Raw genomic sequence first — 19,036 nt, forward strand, 5'->3', positions numbered from 1 at the left:
CCCCCTCCCCCGCCCCGGCCCCCCCCGCGGGGCGGCCCCCCCCCCCCCCCCGCCCCCCGCCGCCGGCGGGCCCCCCCCCCCCCCCGGGGGGGCCGCCCCCCCCCCCCCCACTCTCTCACTGGAGCAAGCTCTGATGGACGCCATCATTCTCGACCTCGGCACCGACATCAAAGGTGAATGCACACTCGAGGGCTACACGGACAAGATCGAACTGATGTCCTACAGCCATAACGTGGCCATGCAGGTCACCAACGACGTCAGCAACACCGAACGTACCTCCGGCAAGCCGCATATCGGCGAGTTCACCGTCACCAAATTCGCCGACGCCGCCACCCCGTCGCTGAACCAGTACTGCTGCTCGGGCAAATCGCTGCCGACCGTCACGATCACCGTTGGCCGCAACGCCGCGGAAAGCAACGGACAGATCATGCCCTTCATCACCTACACGCTGACCAACGCCATCCTCTCCAACGTCAGCGTCAGCGGCGGTGCGGGCGGCAAGCCGGTCGAAACGCTGTCGATCAACTTCACCAAGATCAAGTGGGATCTGACCACCCAGAAGTCCGACGGCGCGAAGAAGGGTTCGGCCGCGACGACATGGGATCTGGCAGCCAACAAGGCAAGCTGATGACAGGGCGGGGCCGAGACCATGAAACACGCCAAACCGTTTCGCGCCCCGCTGTTCGAGCGTCTGGCCGACGACGAGCCGGACCAGCATGCCGACCTCTCGCCGTACTGGCACTACGACGTCGATGAAGCCCTTCGTTCCATCCGTACCGAATTATCGCAATTGCTCAATACCCGTCGCGAAACCATCCAGAACCTGCATCCGCTGAGCGTGATCGACTACGGTGTCGATGACTGGAGCGCCTTCGCGGCCACTGCGCCACAACAGCAACGCCGGATCGAAAGGCAGCTGACCGAAGCCATCCGCCGCTTCGAGCCGCGCATCCGCGAACCGCAGGTCAAGCTGGTTCCGCTCCCCGGACAGGCGCAGCGGCTCGGTGTCCAGGTCAGTGGCACCGTCGTCGGTCACGAAACGATGCTGCCCGTCGTCCTGCTCGCCCCGCATCTCGAAACGGCCGTGCCATGAGCAGTGATTCGATCGACCCGCTGCTGCTCGACTACTACCAGCGCGAGCTGACCTGGCTGCGTCACGCCGGCAGCGATTTCGCTGCGCACTATCCGAAGGTCGCCCGGCGACTCGACCTTTCCGGCGAGGAAAGTACCGATCCGCACGTCGAACGGCTGCTGGAGGGATTTGCATTCCTGAACGCCCGGTTACAGCGCCGCCTCGACGACGACTTCTCCCAGCTCACCGACGCGCTGCTCGAACAGCTCTATCCGTATGCATTGCGGCCGATGCCATCGGCCGGCATCGTGCAGTTCGAGCCGGACGCCACCAAGGGCAGCCTCGTCGAGGGTTACGGGATTCCCCGTGATACCGCCCTGTATGCGACGACCAATACCGGGGACAGCATCCATTTCCGTACCACGGCACCGGTCACCGTCTGGCCGGTCGAGATCACCGAGGTCGCCTTGCTGCCGACCGAGGAGGCACAGGGACTGAAGGCGATGGGCGATGCACGCTCGGCGCTGCGGCTTCGCCTTCGCTGCCAGGCGCCGCACCGCTGGTCCGACCTCAAGCTGACCTCGCTGCGGGTCCATCTGGCCGGCTCACCCATCAGCGCCGCTACGCTGTACGATCTGATGTGTGCCCACGCGATCGGCGTGTTTGTCGCGCCCGAAGGCAAGCCGGCGCGCTACCAGCCCGACGCACTCCCCAGACCGGTGGGCTTCGACACCGACGAGGCGCTGCTGCCGCTCGAGGACGGCGTGCTGCCGGCCTACCGCCTGCTGCTCGAGTACTTTGCCTTCCCGGCGAAGTTCATGTTCTTCGATCTGCCGATCCGGATTCCGGCCGATGCAGACGAGCAGCTCGAGCTGGTGATCGCTTTCGACCGCGCGCCGTCGCACCGGCTGACATTGCGCCCCAGCGACATCGCGCTCGGCTGCGCCCCGGGCATCAACCTGTTTCCACGGACGTCGGAGCCGTTACGCCCGGACAGCACCCGCAGCGAGTACCGGCTCGTCGCCGACAGCCATCGCGAAAGCAGCCACGAAATCTACGCGGTCCGCCAACTCCGCTCCGGCAATGACGAGGGTGCCTACGTTGCACCCGCCTATTTCGAATTCAGCCACGGCATGCAGGCCACCGGAACGTGGTGGCATGCACGCCGGGTCAGCGGCGTGAGTCGCGGGCGTACCGGCAGCGAAATCCTGGTGACCTGGGTCGATGAAAACTTCGATCCGGGCAGCACGCCGAACCACACGCTGACCGCAGAACTGCTCTGCACCAACCGGGGGCTGGCCGAAGGGCTGCCTGCCGGCACCGCACTGTCGTTCCAGCGTACCGGTCCGGTCGCCCGGGCACGGCTGTTGAGCAAACCGACGCCACAGACCCCGGCACCACTCGCCGGCGCCTCGCGGTGGCGGCTGATTTCGCAGCTGTCGCTGAACCACCTGTCACTGGTCGAGGATGCGCAGCCGCTGGCGGCGCTGCAGGAGATCCTCGCGCTTTACAACCTCAACGACAGCCAGATGGCCCGCCAGCAGATCACCGGCATCACCCGGCTGGAAACGCGCCGTGCCGTTGCCCACGTCGGCCGCCAGGCCTGGCGGGGCTGGCGCAACGGACTCGAAGTGCGGCTGATGCTGGACGAAGTCAATTTCACCGGCAGCAGCCGGGTGCTGTTTTCGGGGGTCGTCGGCCATTTTCTCGCGCAGTACGCCAGCATCAACCGCTTCGTCCGTACGGTCTTGGTCGAACAGGACAGGGACATCAAAACATGGCAGCCCTTGGTCGGCGACCCGCTGATTCTGTAGTCGAGCGGCTCTACCGCGAAACGCATGCGTTCGAATTTTCGCAGGCGGTCGCACTGCTGCACCGGCTTGATCCGGACAGCACGCCCCCCGGTCACGGCGTGGATCCGCGGCAGGAAACCGTGCGCCTGCGCGGCCCGCTGTCTCCCTCCCTGCCCACAGGGGCAATCGGGCCGCTGCGGGCCGCTGCCCAGCCGGGTCAGTCGCCGGTGCTGTCGGTCCACCTGTTCGGTCTGGGTGGGCCCGACGGTCCGCTGCCCTACGCCTACCAGGAATGGCTGCAGGCGCGACGCGCCCGCAAGGACCCGACGCCCACGGCCTTTCTCGACCTATTTCACCAGCGCCTGCTCGGGCAGCTCTACCGGACACTGCAGAAGTACCGGATCGCGGCACCGTTCTCGCCGCCAAGCGATAGCGCCGCACATCAGCTGTTGCGCGCACTGACCGGCCTGTTGCCACGGGCCTTGCACGAACGCCAGGCCGTACCCGATGCCGCGCTGCTGACGCGCACGTCGATTCTGGCCAACCGGCGGCGTTCGGCGAGCGGTTTCCAGAGCATCGTCCGCGGCCACTTCGCGCTGCCCTTGCACATCGACCAGTTCGACGGCGCGTGGAGTTCGCTGCCGGACAATGCCTGCACCCGGCTCGGACGGCGCGGCGGCAACAACCTCCTCGGGCGCGGTGCGCTGGCCGGCGCGCGAATCTGGGACGAGCAGGCCGGCATCCGCATCCGGCTCGGGCCGATGCCGCTGGCGACCTATGTCAGCTTCCTGCCCGGTGGCCCGCGCCACAAGGAGCTGATGGCACTAGCGCGTTTTTACTTCGGCATCGATATGGCATGCCGGTTGGTCCTGCTGCTGGCACCGGAGCAGGCCCCCAAACCGGTGCTGAACCCCAAGGCGCCGGTCCTGCTCGGCCGCACCAGCTGGCTGGCCGGCAAACGCAGCGAACCGCACCGCTGCATCCTGCCCGATACGCAAGAGCCGGCATGGACCTGAGCAGCCTGATCGGCCGGCTCAACGCGCCCTGCCGCGCCGCGCTCGAACGCGCCGCGCAACGCAGCCTGCAGCAGACGCAGTATCACGTCGAGATCGAGCACCTGATGCTGGAGCTGCTGGCAATCGACGGGGGGGACCTGTCCAGACTGCTGCCCCCGCTTGGCATCCCGGCGACAGCACTCGCAGCCGAAATGCACGCCGGCCATCAGCGCTTCGAGCGAGGCAGCACCTACACACCGGCGCTGGCAAAGCCGGTGATCAACTGGCTGCAACTCGCCGCCGAACGCGCCAACGGCCAGATCCGCGCCGGCTTGCTGCTGCTGGTCCTGATCGACTCCGCACTGCGCCAGCATTTGTCCGGCGGCGTACTTCTGGCGATTCCGGTCGATACCTTGCGCGGGCACTGGCGCGACTGGGCTGCCGAATCGATCGAGGCTGCGGATGATGCCCCCCTCGACACCCCGCCGCCGGCGCCGACACCGCCGGTCGCCGATTCGGCCCTCGAGCAGTACACCCAGGATCTGACCGCCGATGCACGGAACGGGCAGATCGACCCGATCATCGGCCGCGATCAGGAAATCCGTCAGTGCATCGACATCCTGCTGCGCCGGCGCCAGAACAACCCCATCCTTGTCGGCGAGCCCGGCGTCGGCAAGACCGCCATCGTCGAAGGGCTGGCCTTGCGCATCGCCAGCGGCGATGTCCCGCCACCGCTGCGAAACGTGTCGGTACGCACGCTGGATCTCGGCCAGCTGCAGGCCGGCGCCGGCATCAAGGGCGAGTTCGAACTGCGGCTCAAGCGCGTCATCGACGCGGTACAGCGTGCCACCAACGTGATCCTGTTCATCGACGAAGCCCATACGCTGATCGGTGCAGGTGCCGGCGAAGGCCAGAGCGATGCGGCCAATCTGCTGAAACCGGCGCTGGCGCGCGGCCTGCTAAGGACGGTTGCCGCAACGACCTGGATCGAATACAAGAAGTACTTCGAACGCGATGCGGCACTGGCCCGGCGCTTCCAGCTGATCCGGATCGACGAGCCGACCGAAACGGTCGCCACCGAGATGCTGCGTGCCGTAGCCACCCGGCTCGAACAGCATCACGACGTGCGCGTGCTCGACGCTGCGATCCGCGACGCCGTGCGGCTGTCGCACCGCTACCTGTCGAGCCGGCAGCTGCCGGACAAGGCGATCTCGGTGCTCGATACCGCTTGCGCGCGGGTCGCGCTGGCGCAATACGACGTTCCCGAGCGGATCGAGGTCCTGCAAAGGGCATTGGCATCGATCCACACCGAACTGACCCGGCTGCAGCGCGAACAGGCCAGCGGTCACGAACACACGGCGCGCATCCTGCAACTCGAGGCCGAATCGGCCGCGCACCAGACGCAGCTCGCCCAGCTCGAAACCCGCTGGCGGCACGAACTTGCCGCCGTCCGCGAATTGCTGCTTGTCCGTGGGGCCTTTGAAGCACTCGCCGACGAAGCACGCGAGCTCGGTGACGCGGTGCCGCCCGAACTCGACCTGCAGCTTGAAACCACCGCCGCCGAGCTGGCACGACTCGAGCAGGGCCTGTGCATCATCCGCGATGGCGAACCGATGGTGCCCGAGCATGTCGACGTCCGCGACGTTGCCGCCGTCATCGCCGACTGGACCGGCGTGCCGGTCGGCCGGATGCTCGCCGACGAAGCCCACGCCATCCGCACACTGGCGCAACGGATGGGCCAGCGCGTGCTCGGCCAGGAGGCGGCACTGAATGCGATCGCCCAGCGCATCCAGGCCTGGCGTGCCGGCCTGACCGACCCGCAAAAGCCGGTCGGCGTCTTCCTGCTGGTCGGCCCGTCCGGGGTCGGCAAGACCGAAACCGCCTACGCGCTGGCCGACGCGCTGTACGGCGGCGAGCGCAACCTGATCACGGTCAACCTCGCCGAATACCAGGAGGCGCACAGCGTCAGCCAGCTCAGGGGCGCACCGCCCGGGTACGTCGGCCACGGCAGCGGCGGCATCCTGACCGAAGCGGTCCGCCGCAAGCCGTTCAGCGTGGTGCTGCTCGACGAGATCGAGAAGGCCCACCCCGATGTACTTGAGGCGTTCTACAACGTATTCGACAAAGGCGTGATGGAGGACGGCACCGGCCTCGTCGTCGACTTCAGGAACACCGTCATTCTCGCCACCAGCGCCGCCGGCACCGAGCTGATCGCCGACTGCAGCGCGGGCGAGATGACGGAAAGCCGCTTCGGCCAACGACTGCGCGAAGCGCTGGCCGGAAATTTCCGGGCGGCGCTGCTGGCGCGACTGACGGTCGTCGGCTACTCGCTGCTGGACGACATTACCCTTGGCAGCATCGTCGAAACCAGGCTCCGGAATCTGCGCCAGCGCTATGCCGATTCGACCGGCAAGCACTTCGATTTCGACCACCGGATCGTCACCGCCATTGTCGCGCGCTGCCGCAACGCCGGCGCACGCGACGTCGACAACGTCCTGATGGCCGAGGTCGTCGGCAAGCTGGCCGACTGGATGACGGAGTGACTGATGAACCGCCCCGCCGCCGGCATCCGCCCCTCCCGCCGGCCCCTGCTCCAGCTGGCCCATTCCGGCGCTCAATGCGTTCCGTCCGGCGCCCTCTTCGGACTATGACTAGCGAGACCTCCGCGTGAACATTCATTACTATTTCCTGGCGCTCGCGCTGCATCGCAAGAAGAGGGAAGGCAACGACGTTGCGCTGCTGGTCTCGAACCAGAGCGTGCTCGCTCTCGGCATCTCAAGCGGAAAGGCGCACGAAACCGCCATGGTCAATCTGCTGCACAACGTCGACAGCGGCAGGCACGTCGTCTACACCACCTACGATCCGACCGAGATGTGCCTGGGGCTGGCATGGCAGCGTCAGGTCAGCAGCATCGTTTATCTGGATGGGTTTGCAGCAAAACTGGTCGAGCCGACCGACGATGACCTGCGCACCGTCAATGGCCTCGCCACCGACGGCGAGTTTGCGATCACTGGCCACATCAAATACCCCAACTGGCGCGCGATCAAGACCACACTCAGCCAGTTCCCGACGACCCCGACCAAGCTGAACACCTGGATCGACTGGTTCGACGACTGGAAGAACATCGAGCTGACCGACAAGGCTTCGAAGGTCTACGACAGCCTGCACAAGTGCAACGAGGTCTACAAAAGCCGGGTGGTCAACGTCAACGAGCGCAGCATGCTCAATCGCGTGGCCAACTGCCTGCCGGTTCAGAGCGGCGACTGCATCACCGAGGCCAGCCGCAAGGACTACGCATGGATGAAGGTTACGTACGCACTGGCCGGCGCGGCGCTGCCGGATAGCCGCAACAAGTTGCAGGGCGGTCACAACATCGCCGCAATCATGATCGACAGTACCGACAAGATCATCGGCTGGGGGGTGAACATCAACCGCCTCAACATCTGCCTGCACGCCGAAACCAGCATGATCCTCGCTTACCTCGCCAAGAACGGCACCAGCAGCCTGCCCGACGGCGTGCGGCTCTACTCGACACTGGCGCCATGCCACATGTGCGCGGGCCTGATCACCACCGTCGGCCGCAATGCATCGGTGGTCATCGGTCACGTCGATCCGCGCATCAAGGACAGCTCGCTCGACAAGAACAAGAACGGTTCGCTGCAGCGCTTGACCACGATGATGCCCATTGTGCAAAAACCCATCGTCGAGGTCCCCGAACTCAGGGCCTATGTGAACCGGTTGGGGCAACCCGGCCTCAAGCCGCCGACCCACTTCCAGAGTGTGCTCGACCAGCCCAACGTGTTTCCGAAAACCAAGGACCCGATGGTCGCCAAGGGCTTCAAGACGCCCTTCGCGGCATGGATGACCGAGCGGTCACAGGCCCTCGGCCGCCAGGCCACCGCCGGTGACTGGCTCAACGACCATCACGCGAGCGAAAGCAGGAAACGCGGCGTCACCGGTTTCCTGCGCGAAAACGCCGCGCCGACGCTGCTGTTCACCTACAGCCTGAACAGCCTGAAGGAACTGATCGACTCGTATGTCGCAGATCCGGGCGAGACCGTGATCCTTCAGCGCGGCGTCGACTTGATCGAATCGATCAAAAGAAACAGCCTGATCCGCTGATTTCGGTCATCAGCACTCCCGACTTGATCAGTCCGCCCTGCCACACAATGAATCTGGCCGGTTCACGCCCGGCAATGGGACCCGTACATGGACACCAAAGAAAAGCTCGCTCGCATTCAGGAAATCGTTCAAGCCTTGCTGGATTCGTACAAGGAACTGGAACCCAAAGCGCCAACCTCACCGGTCGATACGTACTTTCTGAAAAAAATCGAGGAATGGGCGTCGAAAATATTCGGGATCAGCGGTGGATACGAAGCCGAATTCTTGCAGATGTACAAGCACCGGACACTCAAGGGCAGATCGCTGCTGGAAGGACACGCCGACGTGACCGTCGGTGATGCCTCGGCCTGGGAAGCCAAATCCATTCAGCTGAAAAACACCATCCAGGATCATAGCGCGGTCAGCAGAATGATTTCCGAAGCGATCAATCAGCTGGCTGGCGAGCGGGGTGAAACACCGCGCGTCGACGACCGGCTTGTGGTCGACATGAGCATCTGCAACAACGACAACACCTGGCCGCTGGGTGCTCATACCCTTGGTTCCATGACGATGGACGAATTCCAGACGGCGACTCGCAACAAGCTTTTCAAGCTGATTACCGAGCATCAGCCACACAACCCGCAAGGCGCTTCCGGCCGGGGAATGAGTTACCAGACAATCCAGAAACGACTCACCGACGTTCAAACGCCGACCACCCAGTTAAGCCAGATTCCCAATACCCGTTTTCCGAAAAGTACTCAGCTGGCCACCTATACCATCAACCACGTGCAAGGCAGCACGACCTACCAGAAGGTGATTCATTTCACGATCAAAATCCGCTACAAGTATGGATTCCCGATCAGGCACCTGGGCACCAACGGCTGGGAATACCGGTACCTGAAACTGGCTGTATTCAACAGCTGGCGCAGCGGAAACACCTTGCACACCGAGCTGGCAAAGCAGTATTTCTTCTGATTTTCAGTTGGATCGTTCATCGGTCCCTCTCCTTGCCTCTTGCCGAGCCTACCCGTGCCTACCCGCCCCACCGACACCAATACCTCGCTCAGCCTCACCGCCACCGCGCCGCTGGACGCGCTGTATGCCAGCGGCTTCAGCGGCCACGAGACGCTGAATGCGCTGGGCGAGATCGCCGCGCAGTGCGTCAGTACCTCGGCACTGACGATGAGCGACGCGATCGCCAAGCACGTGACGCTGAGCCTGAACAACGACAGCGACAAACGGCCGCTCGACGGCCTGTGCGCCGAAATCAGCCAGTTGCCGCTCGACGGCAGCGGCGGTTTCGAACGCTATGCCGTTACCTTGCGCCCGTGGCTGTGGTGGCTGACGCTGGCGAGCAACAACCGCATCTTCCAGAACAAGACGGTGCCGGACATCGTCAAGGCCGTGTTCGCGGTGCACGGTTTCAGCGATTACCAGCTCAAGCTCAACGCCAGCTATACGGCGCGCGAGTATTGCGTCCAGTACGGCGAGAGCGATTTCGCCTTCGTTTCGCGCCTGCTCGAGGACGAGGGCATTTTCTATTTCTTCACCCATGCCACCGGCAAGCACACGCTGGTCCTGGCCGACAACAACGACGCATTTCCGGCCTGCCCGAACGCCAGCACGCTGGCATTCAAGCCCGGTGAAATGGGCGCGCGGGAGCTGCACACGATCCGCGGCGGCCAGTTGCGCCAGCAGGCGGTCAGTACCGGCCATCGCACCACCGACTACGAGTTCACCACGCCGGCCACCGCGCTGTACACGCAGGCGCAGACCAAGGACGGCCCGCTGAGCCGCTACGAGCATCCCGGCGGTTATACGGTGAAAGCCACCGGTGATACGCTGGCCAAGCGCCGCATCGACGCGCTGCGCACGCAGGCGTTGTGCTTCGTCGGTGAAAGCGATTGCCGCTGGCTGATCCCGGGCCACACGTTCACGCTCACCGGTCACGACAGCGACGCGGCCAACATCGAATGGCTGGTGACCGCCGTCACGCATGACGGAGACCATCAGCACTACGCCAACCGCTTCGAGGCGATCCCCAAGGCCACCACCTACCGGCCGCCGCGCACCACTGCGAAACCCTACATGCATACGCAGACCGCCATCGTGGTCGGGAAGTCGGGCGAGGAAATCTGGACCGACCAGTACGGCCGGATCAAGGTGCAGTTCCACTGGGACCGTGACGGCCAGAACGACGAAAACAGCTCGTGCTGGATCCGCGTGATGCAGGCATGGACCGGCAAAAGTTTCGGTGCCCAGTTCATTCCGCGCATCGGCCAGGAGGTCATCGTCACCTTCATCGACGGCGATCCGGACCGGCCGCTGGTAACCGGCTGCGTCTACAACGGCGACAACACGCTGCCGTACGCGCTGCCGGCCAACCAGACGCAGAGCGGCATCAAGACCAATTCGAGCAGGGGCGGCGGCGGCTTCAACGAACTGCGTTTCGAGGACAAGAAGGACAGCGAGGAAGTGTTCCTGCAGGCGCAGAAGGACTTCACCGCCAATGTCCTCAACGACAGCAAGACCACCATCGGCCATGACGAAACGCTGACGGTGAAAAACGACCGGACGCGCACCGTCAGCGAGGGCAACGACAGCACGACGATCGAAAAGGGCAACCGGACGACGACGATCAAGACCGGGACCGAATCGCTCGAGGTCAAGGGCAAGCGCACGCTCAAGGTCGACGGCGACCAGAGCCACACCACCGGTGGCAAGTTCGAACACAAGATCAGCGGCGACTACACGCTGACGATCGACGGCAACCTGACGATCAAGGTCGGCGGCACGCTGACGCTGCAGAGTACCGGCGCCTTCACCGCCAAGAGCGACGGCGCGCTGACCAGTCAGGCCGGCACGTCACTGACCAACAAGGCCGGCACCGCGCTGACCAATCAGGCGGGCACCGCGCTGACCAACAAGGCCGGCACGACGCTGACCAACGATGCCGGCGTCAGCCTGATGAACAAGGCCGCGGCCGAACAGACCGTCGACGGTGGCGGCATGCTCACCGTCAAGGGCGGCATCGTCAAACTCAACTGATGGAAGAATCGTGGCGGTAGAAGACGTACAGACACTGGATCTGGAACGCGAGCAGACGCGGCTGACCGGCACCCTTGCCGGCGGTGCACTGCACGGCGCGCTGCAGATCCGCGAGGCCGGCAAGCCGCTGGCCCAGCTGGCCTACGAACAGGGCGCCCTGCACGGGCCGTTCCAGCTGCTGCATCCGAACGGCAAGCTGGCAGCACGCATGCATTATGCCGACAACGCGCTGCACGGCCCGGCCAGCTTTTTCGGCCCCGACGGCAAGCTGCTGCACACGACCAGCTACCGGCTCGGCATGCCGCACGGCGATGCCAAGGTCTTCCAGCCGGACGGGCGGGTCGTCCAGCACAGCCGCTACCGGCAGGGCAAGCTGCACGGGCTGCAGCAGCGTTTCCACGCCAACGGCCAGCTGGCCGAACGCCACCAGTTCGTCGACGGCAAACCGGCGGGGCGGGTCGAAGGCTTTCATACCGACGGCCGGCCGCTTGACGCCGACAACAAGCCGATTTCGCGTCTGGCCTGGTGGTGGCGGCGCTGGCAGGGCCACGACTAGGGCACGAGCGTGGTGACCTGCCCCGGCGACACCACCTTGATCACGCCGCCCCAGTTGCACATCAGCGTGCCGCCGGCACTGAGCGCCGGCATGCTGCCCAGCAGCACCGTGGGCGCACCACCGGGAATCCACGGTGCCGCCGTCACCGGAATGCACGGCATCGGCGTGAGCACGCCCAATGCCGCCGCCGTTGCCGCGATGACGGTCGGGTTGGCCATGCTCTGGCACATCGCGAACGGCGTGATGTTGACGATGGGAATGTGGTCCATCAGCGTCGCGGCCGGCATGCTGCCGAGCAGGACACGATTCACCGGCAACACGTTCAGCGGTGCCGGCGCCATGCCGAAACTGCATTGCAGCGTTGCACCGGCGCAGACGTGAGGCATGGACATGGCTTGGGCTCCGAATGATGGTCAGCGGGCACGGCACCGGTCCGGCCAGCCCCTCTCGAACACAGTGTAAAGCAGCCGCCTGAACCGGCGATGAGGAAAAACAGCGAACGAAAAATCAGGGCGGAACCCGCAACCCTCGCTGCGCACAGACGCGTCTCCGGTTTCCACGCGGCCCGCGCCGGCGGCCCGATCGGGACCATCCGCATCGGCGTCACCTTCCGCACCGGCGGCAACGGCAAGGCCCACGCCGAGCACGATTGCACCGCCATTCGCGCCCTCAACCAGATGCGCAACAAGAAGGGAGAGCGGCTGTTTTCCTTCGAAGTCGTTCCGGTCACGCTGCCTCGCGGCGCAAGTGGTGTCGACACGCCACTGCGCGCCGCACAATCTACATCCCCGGAGCCCCCGCCGCCAATGACACGCAGGAGTGCCGGCAATCTGTTCCGCGAGGCGAAGCTGATCCTGCAGCAGTACGGCGTGAACATCCGATGCTGCGCCGGTGGCCAAGAAAAAGCCCGGCAGGACATGCCGGGCTTCGGGGGCGCTGAAACGCTCAGACGTTGAACAGGAAGTTCAGCACGTCGCCGTCCTTGACAACGTAGTCCTTGCCTTCGGCGCGCATCTTGCCGACTTCCTTCGCGCCCTGTTCACCCTTGTACTGGATGAAATCGGCGAACGAAATCGTCTGCGCACGGATGAAGCCGCGTTCGAAGTCGGTGTGGATCACACCGGCGGCCTGCGGCGCGGTATCGCCGATATGAATGGTCCAGGCACGGACTTCCTTCACGCCGGCGGTGAAGTAGGTCTGCAGGCCCAGCAGCTGGTAGGCCGCGCGGATCAGCCGGTCCAGACCCGGTTCGTCCTGGCCGATCTCGGCGAGGAACTCGGCCTTGTCGGCGTCGTCGAGCTCGGCGATTTCGGATTCGATCGCTGCGCAGACGGCGACCACCGGCGCGCCTTCGGCGTCAGCGTGGGCACGGACCTTGTCGAGCAGCGGGTTGTTGTCGAAACCGTCTTCGGCCACGTTGGCGACATACATCGCCGGCTTGATCGTCAACAGGCACAGCGTCTTGATCGCTAGCTTCTCGTCGTCCGACAGGCCGGCCGAACGCGCCGGCTTGCCTTCGTTCAGGTGCGGCTGCAGCTTTTCCAGCACCTTGATCAGGGCCTGCGCGTCCTTGTCGCCGCTCTTGGCCTTCTTGCCTTCGCGCTGCATGGCTTTCTCGACCGCGGTCAGGTCGGCCAGTGCCAGCTCGGTACCGATGACGATGATGTCGTCGATCGGATCGATGCGGCCGGCGACGTGAACGATGTTGTCGTTCTCGAAGCAGCGCACGACGTTGACGATGGCGTCGGTCTCGCGGATGTTCGCGAGGAACTGGTTGCCCAGACCTTCGCCCTTGGACGCACCGGCGACCAAGCCGGCGATGTCGACGAATTCGACGATGGCCGGCACGATCTTCTGCGGGTTGATGATGGCAGCCAGCTCACCGAGGCGCGGGTCCGGCACTTCGACGATGCCGACGTTCGGTTCGATGGTGCAGAACGGGTAATTGGCGGCTTCGATGCCGGCCTTGGTCAGTGCATTGAATAGCGTCGACTTGCCGACGTTGGGCAGGCCGACGATGCCGCATTTGAGGCTCATCGGGAAAAATCCTTGATCGATCAATCCCCTGCGCGCGAAACGCACAGCGGGAAAAAACGCCGATTGTAGCATTTTCGGGCGCCAAACCAGGCGGATTCCGGACGGTATTCGGCCGCAACCGCGGATTGCAGGCGGCTCAGAAGCGGTAGCCGAGCCCCAGTTGCAGCACGTCGCTGTCGCGACTGTACGAGGTCAGCACGCGATGCCAGGCCGCCCGCAACATCCACGGTCCGGCAAGCCGGTAGCCCGCACCGAGCGAGACCAGCCCCGCCCAGCGCTTGTCGTCGTCGACGGCACCACTGCCATTCATGTCGTCGAGCCGGGTCGCGTAGTACGGCCCGATGCCGACACCGATGCTGAAACGGTCGCTGCCGAGGTCGGGCTCGTACCACAACTGGGCGACGATGCCCTGACGCCGCAGCACGTCGGTGTTCACCTCGTCGAGCCACATCGCAGAGACGGCCCAGTCATCGGCGAAGCGGAAGCTGTACGCGACGCCGCCACTGAAGGAATTGGGCGAATCGAGGTTGTTGACGATGGCGGCACCGAGCAGCAGCGCCACTTCCTGCCGCCCGGTTGGCCCGTCCTCGGCCCCGGCCGGCGCACCGTCCAGCCGGTAACCGAGCTGCAGCAGCAGGGCATTGGTGTCGAAGCCGTCGCGTGCCTCGATCCGGTTGTACTGCAGTGCCCAGATCCAGCCACCGGTGCTCTCGTACTGCAGCGCTGCGCTGTACAGGCCGCCCCAGCCGTGCGAGATCCGGTAACCGTCACCGAGGTTCTGCGTGTCGTAGTAGTAGTACGGCCCGGCGCCGGCGGCGAGTCGCCAGCCACCGCCCAGCGGCAAGCCGGCCCACAGTTGCAGCGCCTGACCATCACGACGGTGGCCGCTGACGTGCCCCTCGTTCAGCCAAGCAAAGCGCATCGACAGCGTCTCGCCCAAAGGCTGGTCGTAACCGATGGCCCAGCCGTAGCTGTTTTCCTCGGGCGCATTGGCCGACGTCGCGCCCAGCTGGCCGAACACGCTGCCGGCGTGGCCCGGCATGGCCACACCGAGAGCAACAGCACAAAGGCAGAAGCGGAGCGGCATCGTCGTCCCCGTCCGCGCACACCGCTCGATTTCGCCGGAGCACGCGCTTAAGCTGATAACTGTTCCTGACTGGAGTATCGCCGATGTGGGCGCGGATTCACGCCTTGTACCTGCTGGCCAGACGCGTGGTCGAGAAAACCGTCGAGGGTTTCTTCGACGACGAGCTGATGACGCGCGCCGCCGCACTGGCGTTCTACTCGGCGCTGTCGTTCGCACCGCTGCTGGTACTGCTGCTGTGGGTGGTCGCCTCGCTCAGCGCCGACTATCAGGGCCGGCTGGTCGAAGGCCTCAACGAAATGGTGGGGCCCAAGGCAGCCGACGCGGTATCGCTGGTGATCCACAACGCCAGCAGCCGGCCCAGCGTCGGCAACCTGGCCGGCATCATCGGCCTGGGCATCACGCTGATCGCCGCGTCGGCGGTGTTCGCCCAGCTGCAGGGCGCCCTGAACCGCGTCTGGGGGCTGCGTGCCAAGCCCGGTGCCGCGGTACTAGGCTGGTTGCGCTCGCGCCTCAATGCACTCGGCCTGCTGCTGGCGGTCGCTTTCCTGCTGGTGATTTCGTTCTCGGCGAGCACGCTGATCCGCGTCTTCGTCGCCGGCAACACGCTGGCTTGGCAGGGCCTCGAGGCCGGCATCTCGACCGCGGTGTTCATTTTCGTGTTCGCGGCGATCTTCAAGATCCTGCCCGACGCGCAGATCGCGTGGCGCGACGCACTGGTCGGCGCCACGCTGACCGACGCACTGTTCCTGCTCGGCAAGATCGCCATCGGCGTCTACATCGCCAACAGCGATGTGGGCGGCGCCTACGGCCCAGCCGGCAGCGTCGTCGTGCTGCTGGTGTGGGTCTACTACTCGTCGCTGATCCTGCTGCTCGGCGCCGAGCTGACCGAGGCGGTGGCCGAGGCACGCGGCGTTCCGATCCGGCCCAACCTGTACGCCGAACCGATTCCGCCACGCCATCACAAGGCCGCCGAGGACACCCCGGTCGGCTGATTACTGCTTCGGTTTTTCCGGACGTTGCCAGCCGGTGATTGTCACCTGCTTGGCACGGGCAACGGTCAGCTCGCCCGCCGGCGCGTTCTTGCCGATCACCGAACCGGCGCCGGTCGTCGCCCGAGCACCGATGGTCACCGGTGCAACCAGCACGTTGTTCGAACCGATGCGTGCCTCGTCCTCGATCACGGTACGGAACTTGTTCACGCCGTCGTAGTTGGCGGTGATCGTGCCTGCACCGACGTTGACGTCGCGGCCGATCGTCGTGTCGCCGATATAGGTGAGGTGATTGACCTTGGAACCGACACCGACCACCGACTTCTTCACTTCGACGAAGTTGCCGACGTGGACGTTCTCGGCCAGCTCGGTCCCCGGGCGCAGCCGCGCATACGGGCCGATCAGGCTGCCCGCACCGATCACCGCATCCTCGAGGTGGCAGAACGGGTGGATCACCGCACCATCGGCAATGGTGACGTTCTTTAGCACGCAATTCGCACCGATGCTGACATCGTGGCCAAGCACGACCTTGCCCTCGAACACGCAGTTGGCATCGACGATCACATCCATGCCGTGTTCGAGCGTGCCGCGCAGGTCGAAGCGGGCCGGGTCGCGCAGCGTGATGCCGGCGGTCAGCAGGGCGTGCGCCTGCTGCTGCTGGAAAATGCGCTCGAGCGTGGCCAGCTGGACTTTGTTGTTGATGCCTTCGGCTTCCCAGTGGTCCTGAGGATGCACCGTCGCCACAGCAACGCCATCGCGCACGGCCAGTGCGATCAGGTCGGTCGCGTAGTACTCGCCCTGGGCGTTGTCGTTCTTCAGCTCGCCCAGCCAGCCGGCAAGGCGTGCCGTCGGCAGCGCGAGGATGCCGGTGTTCATTTCGCGGATGGCCGCCTGTGCCGGCGTCGCGTCCTTCTGCTCGACAATGGCCTGCACCTCGCCTTCAGTGTTGCGGACGATGCGGCCGTAGCCGGTCGCGTCGTCGAGCACGTCGGTCAGGATGCCCATCTTGCCGCCTTCGACCGTAGCCAGCAGCGCCTGCAGTGTCGATACGCGGGTCAGCGGCACGTCGCCGTACAGCATCAGCGTCACGCCGCCTTCGAGCTGCGGCAACGCCTGTGCCAGCGCATGGCCGGTGCCGAGTTGTTGTGCCTGATGTGCCCAGGCCAGATCCGTCTGGCCTGCAAAGGCCTTCTGCACCAGCTCGCCGCCATGGCCGTGGACGACGACCAGCCTGGCCGGCTGCAGTTGTCGCGCGGTATCGAGCACATGCCCCACCAGCGGCTTGCCGGCGATCTGGTGCAATACCTTGGGCAGCTTCGAATACATGCGCTTGCCCTGACCGGCGGCAAGCACGACAACGTTGAGCGGATGAGTCATGACGATCCTGAATCAGCGGGAAAGAATGGCTGCATTGTAGCGCCGCCGCGCATCCGCGCGGTATCGGGTCAATACCGGTACGGCGAAAAAGAAAAACCCCGGTCACAGGACCGGGGTTCTTTTTGGGGTGCTTGGGGGCGCTTAGTGGCCGCGCTTCTTGAGCTTCTCGAGCACCGCGAGTTTCGCGACCGCTTCGAGCAGTTCGGCTTGCGCCATCGCGAAGTCGACCGCACCGGTTTTGCCCTTGAGGACTTCTTCGGCACGGCGCTTGGCATCGAGTGCCTTCGCTTCGTCGATGTCGGCACCGCGAATCGCGGTATCGGCCAGCACCGTCACCACGTGCGGTTGCACTTCAAGCAGGCCGCCCGAAACGTACAGGATCACGTCCGGATCGTTCGAGTTGGCCGGCTTGATCCGCAGCGCGCCCGGGCGGACCCGGGTGAGCAGCGGTGCGTGCCGCGGCAGGATACCGATCTCGCCCTTGTCGGCAGGCGCCGAGATGAACTCGGCGGTACCGGAGTAGATCAGTTCCTCGGCGCTCACCACGTCCACGTGCATGGTCATGGCCATCGGCTATCCCCTTATTGCAAGGTCTTGGCTTTTTCGATCGCTTCTTCGATACCGCCGACCATGTAGAAGGCCTGCTCCGGAAGGTGATCGTAATCGCCGTTGAGAATGCCCTTGAAGCCCTTGAGGGTTTCCTTCAGCGGCACGTACTTGCCCGGCGAGCCGGTGAACACTTCGGCCACGTGGAAAGGCTGCGACAGGAAGCGCTGGATCTTACGCGCACGGGCCACGGACAGCTTGTCTTCAGGCGACAGTTCGTCCATACCCAGAATCGCGATGATGTCCTGCAGTTCCTTGTACTTCTGCAGCGTTTGCTGCACGCCACGCGCGACCTGGTAGTGCTCGTCGCCGACGACTTGCGGGTCGAGCTGACGCGAGGTCGAGTCGAGCGGGTCGACCGCAGGGTAGATACCCAGTGCGGCGATGTCACGCGACAGAACGACGGTTGCATCCAAGTGGGCGAAGGTCGTGGCCGGCGACGGGTCGGTCAAGTCATCCGCAGGGACGTAAACGGCCTGGATCGACGTGATCGAACCGCTCTTGGTCGAAGTGATGCGCTCTTGCAGGGCGCCCATTTCTTCGGCCAGCGTCGGCTGGTAACCCACCGCGGACGGCATACGACCCAGCAGCGCCGAGACTTCGGTACCGGCCAGGGTGTAACGGTAGATGTTGTCGACGAAGAACAGAATGTCGCGACCTTCATCACGGAAGTGTTCGGCGATCGACAGACCGGTCAGTGCGACGCGCAGACGGTTGCCCGGCGGCTCGTTCATCTGGCCGTACACCATCGCCACCTTGTCGAGGACGTTGGAGTCCTTCATTTCGTGGTAGAAGTCGTTGCCCTCACGGGTACGCTCACCCACGCCGGCGAACACGGACAGACCCGAGTGTGCCTTGGCGATGTTGTTGATCAGTTCCATCATGTTGACGGTCTTGCCGACGCCGGCGCCGCCGAACAGGCCGACCTTGCCGCCCTTGGCGAACGGGCACACCAGGTCGATAACCTTGATGCCGGTTTCCAGCAGGTCGATCGACTGGTTCAGTTCGTCGAACTTCGGTGCCGGCTGGTGAATGGCGCGGCGGGCGTCGGTCTGCACCGGGCCTGCTTCGTCAATCGGGTTGCCCAGCACGTCCATGATGCGACCCAGCGTGGCGTTACCCACCGGCACCGAGATCGGTGCGTGGGTGTTGTCCACCAGCAGGCCACGCTTCAGGCCATCGGTCGTACCCATGGCGATCGCGCGCACTACACCGTCACCAAGCTGCTGCTGGACTTCCAGCGTCAGGTCCTGGGCGGCGAGCTTGAGCGCGTCATACACCTTGGGCAGGTTGTCGCGCGGAAATTCCACGTCGACCACCGGGCCAATGATTTGTACGATTTTCCCTTGGCTCATCTTAGGGTTCCTAATCAGTA

The 19,036-nt window shown here is 64.8% G+C and carries 17 protein-coding genes; 11 read left to right on the top strand and 6 right to left on the bottom strand.

The window, feature by feature from the left end:
- The first annotated feature begins 133 nt into the window (after positions 1-133).
- The 9 genes from JMJ54_RS10960 to JMJ54_RS19545 all read left to right on the top strand — a co-directional run bounded on the left by JMJ54_RS10960 (position 134) and on the right by JMJ54_RS19545 (position 11,565).
- Positions 134-628, top strand: a complete 495-nt coding sequence (locus JMJ54_RS10960) for an Hcp family type VI secretion system effector (RefSeq protein WP_203538602.1) — start codon at positions 134-136, stop codon at positions 626-628.
- Between the two features lie 21 nt (positions 629-649).
- Positions 650-1,093, top strand: a complete 444-nt coding sequence (tssE, locus tag JMJ54_RS10965; protein WP_203538603.1) for a type VI secretion system baseplate subunit TssE — start codon at positions 650-652, stop codon at positions 1,091-1,093.
- A complete protein-coding gene (tssF, locus tag JMJ54_RS10970; RefSeq protein ID WP_203538604.1) occupies positions 1,090-2,886 on the top strand; it encodes a type VI secretion system baseplate subunit TssF in 1,797 nt (598 codons plus the stop codon). Before tssE ends, tssF begins: the two co-directional genes overlap by 4 nt.
- On the top strand, positions 2,850-3,881 hold the full coding sequence (tssG, locus tag JMJ54_RS10975) for a type VI secretion system baseplate subunit TssG (protein WP_203538605.1): 1,032 nt from the start codon (positions 2,850-2,852) through the stop codon (positions 3,879-3,881). The genes tssF and tssG overlap by 37 nt, the downstream gene beginning before the upstream one ends.
- Positions 3,872-6,403 carry a type VI secretion system ATPase TssH gene (gene tssH / locus JMJ54_RS10980; protein WP_203538606.1) on the top strand — a complete coding sequence of 844 codons (2,532 nt, stop codon included), beginning with the start codon at positions 3,872-3,874 and terminating at the stop codon, positions 6,401-6,403. Before tssG ends, tssH begins: the two co-directional genes overlap by 10 nt.
- Before the next feature lie 124 nt (positions 6,404-6,527).
- Positions 6,528-7,982, top strand: a complete 1,455-nt coding sequence (locus JMJ54_RS19540) for a Bd3614 family nucleic acid deaminase (RefSeq protein WP_203538607.1) — start codon at positions 6,528-6,530, stop codon at positions 7,980-7,982.
- 87 nt (positions 7,983-8,069) lie between these two features.
- A complete protein-coding gene (locus JMJ54_RS10990) occupies positions 8,070-8,936 on the top strand; it encodes a hypothetical protein (RefSeq protein ID WP_203538608.1) in 867 nt (288 codons plus the stop codon).
- A gap of 54 nt (positions 8,937-8,990) precedes the next feature.
- Positions 8,991-11,009, top strand: coding sequence for a type VI secretion system Vgr family protein (locus JMJ54_RS10995; protein ID WP_203538609.1), 2,019 nt, complete (start codon positions 8,991-8,993; stop codon positions 11,007-11,009).
- A 10-nt stretch (positions 11,010-11,019) separates the two neighbouring features.
- On the top strand, positions 11,020-11,565 hold the full coding sequence (locus JMJ54_RS19545; RefSeq protein ID WP_203538610.1) for a toxin-antitoxin system YwqK family antitoxin: 546 nt from the start codon (positions 11,020-11,022) through the stop codon (positions 11,563-11,565).
- On the opposite strand, the gene JMJ54_RS11005 is transcribed toward JMJ54_RS19545, so the two are convergent.
- Entirely contained in the window at positions 11,562-11,957 is a 396-nt protein-coding gene (locus JMJ54_RS11005) for a DUF4280 domain-containing protein (protein WP_203538611.1), read from the bottom strand. The genes JMJ54_RS19545 and JMJ54_RS11005 overlap by 4 nt on opposite strands.
- Before the next feature lie 90 nt (positions 11,958-12,047).
- Here JMJ54_RS11005 and JMJ54_RS11010 point away from each other — a divergent pair, with 90 nt between their 5' ends.
- Positions 12,048-12,521, top strand: coding sequence for a peroxidase (locus tag JMJ54_RS11010; RefSeq protein WP_203538612.1), 474 nt, complete (start codon positions 12,048-12,050; stop codon positions 12,519-12,521).
- Here JMJ54_RS11010 and ychF read toward each other — a convergent pair.
- The gene (gene ychF / locus JMJ54_RS11015) at positions 12,511-13,602 is read right to left on the bottom strand and encodes a redox-regulated ATPase YchF (protein ID WP_203538613.1); all 1,092 of its coding nucleotides are present in this window, start codon (positions 13,600-13,602) and stop codon (positions 12,511-12,513) included. The genes JMJ54_RS11010 and ychF overlap by 11 nt on opposite strands.
- A 136-nt stretch (positions 13,603-13,738) precedes the next feature.
- On the bottom strand, positions 13,739-14,644 hold the full coding sequence (locus JMJ54_RS11020; RefSeq protein ID WP_203538614.1) for an outer membrane beta-barrel protein: 906 nt from the start codon (positions 14,642-14,644) through the stop codon (positions 13,739-13,741).
- A gap of 128 nt (positions 14,645-14,772) precedes the next feature.
- On the opposite strand from JMJ54_RS11020, the gene JMJ54_RS11025 reads away from it, so the two are divergent.
- Positions 14,773-15,681 carry a YihY/virulence factor BrkB family protein gene (locus JMJ54_RS11025; protein ID WP_203538615.1) on the top strand — a complete coding sequence of 303 codons (909 nt, stop codon included), beginning with the start codon at positions 14,773-14,775 and terminating at the stop codon, positions 15,679-15,681.
- On the opposite strand, the gene glmU is transcribed toward JMJ54_RS11025, so the two are convergent.
- The 3 genes from glmU to atpD form a co-directional block, all read right to left on the bottom strand.
- Entirely contained in the window at positions 15,682-17,055 is a 1,374-nt protein-coding gene (gene glmU, locus JMJ54_RS11030) for a bifunctional UDP-N-acetylglucosamine diphosphorylase/glucosamine-1-phosphate N-acetyltransferase GlmU (protein WP_203538616.1), read from the bottom strand.
- A 141-nt stretch (positions 17,056-17,196) separates the two neighbouring features.
- A complete protein-coding gene (locus JMJ54_RS11035) occupies positions 17,197-17,619 on the bottom strand; it encodes a F0F1 ATP synthase subunit epsilon (RefSeq protein WP_444542914.1) in 423 nt (140 codons plus the stop codon).
- A gap of 17 nt (positions 17,620-17,636) precedes the next feature.
- The gene (atpD, locus tag JMJ54_RS11040; RefSeq protein ID WP_203538618.1) at positions 17,637-19,016 is read right to left on the bottom strand and encodes a F0F1 ATP synthase subunit beta; all 1,380 of its coding nucleotides are present in this window, start codon (positions 19,014-19,016) and stop codon (positions 17,637-17,639) included.
- Between the last annotated feature and the right edge of the window lie 20 nt (positions 19,017-19,036).

Source organism: Jeongeupia naejangsanensis (assembly GCF_016865585.1).
GTDB lineage: Bacteria > Pseudomonadota > Gammaproteobacteria > Burkholderiales > Chitinibacteraceae > Jeongeupia > Jeongeupia naejangsanensis.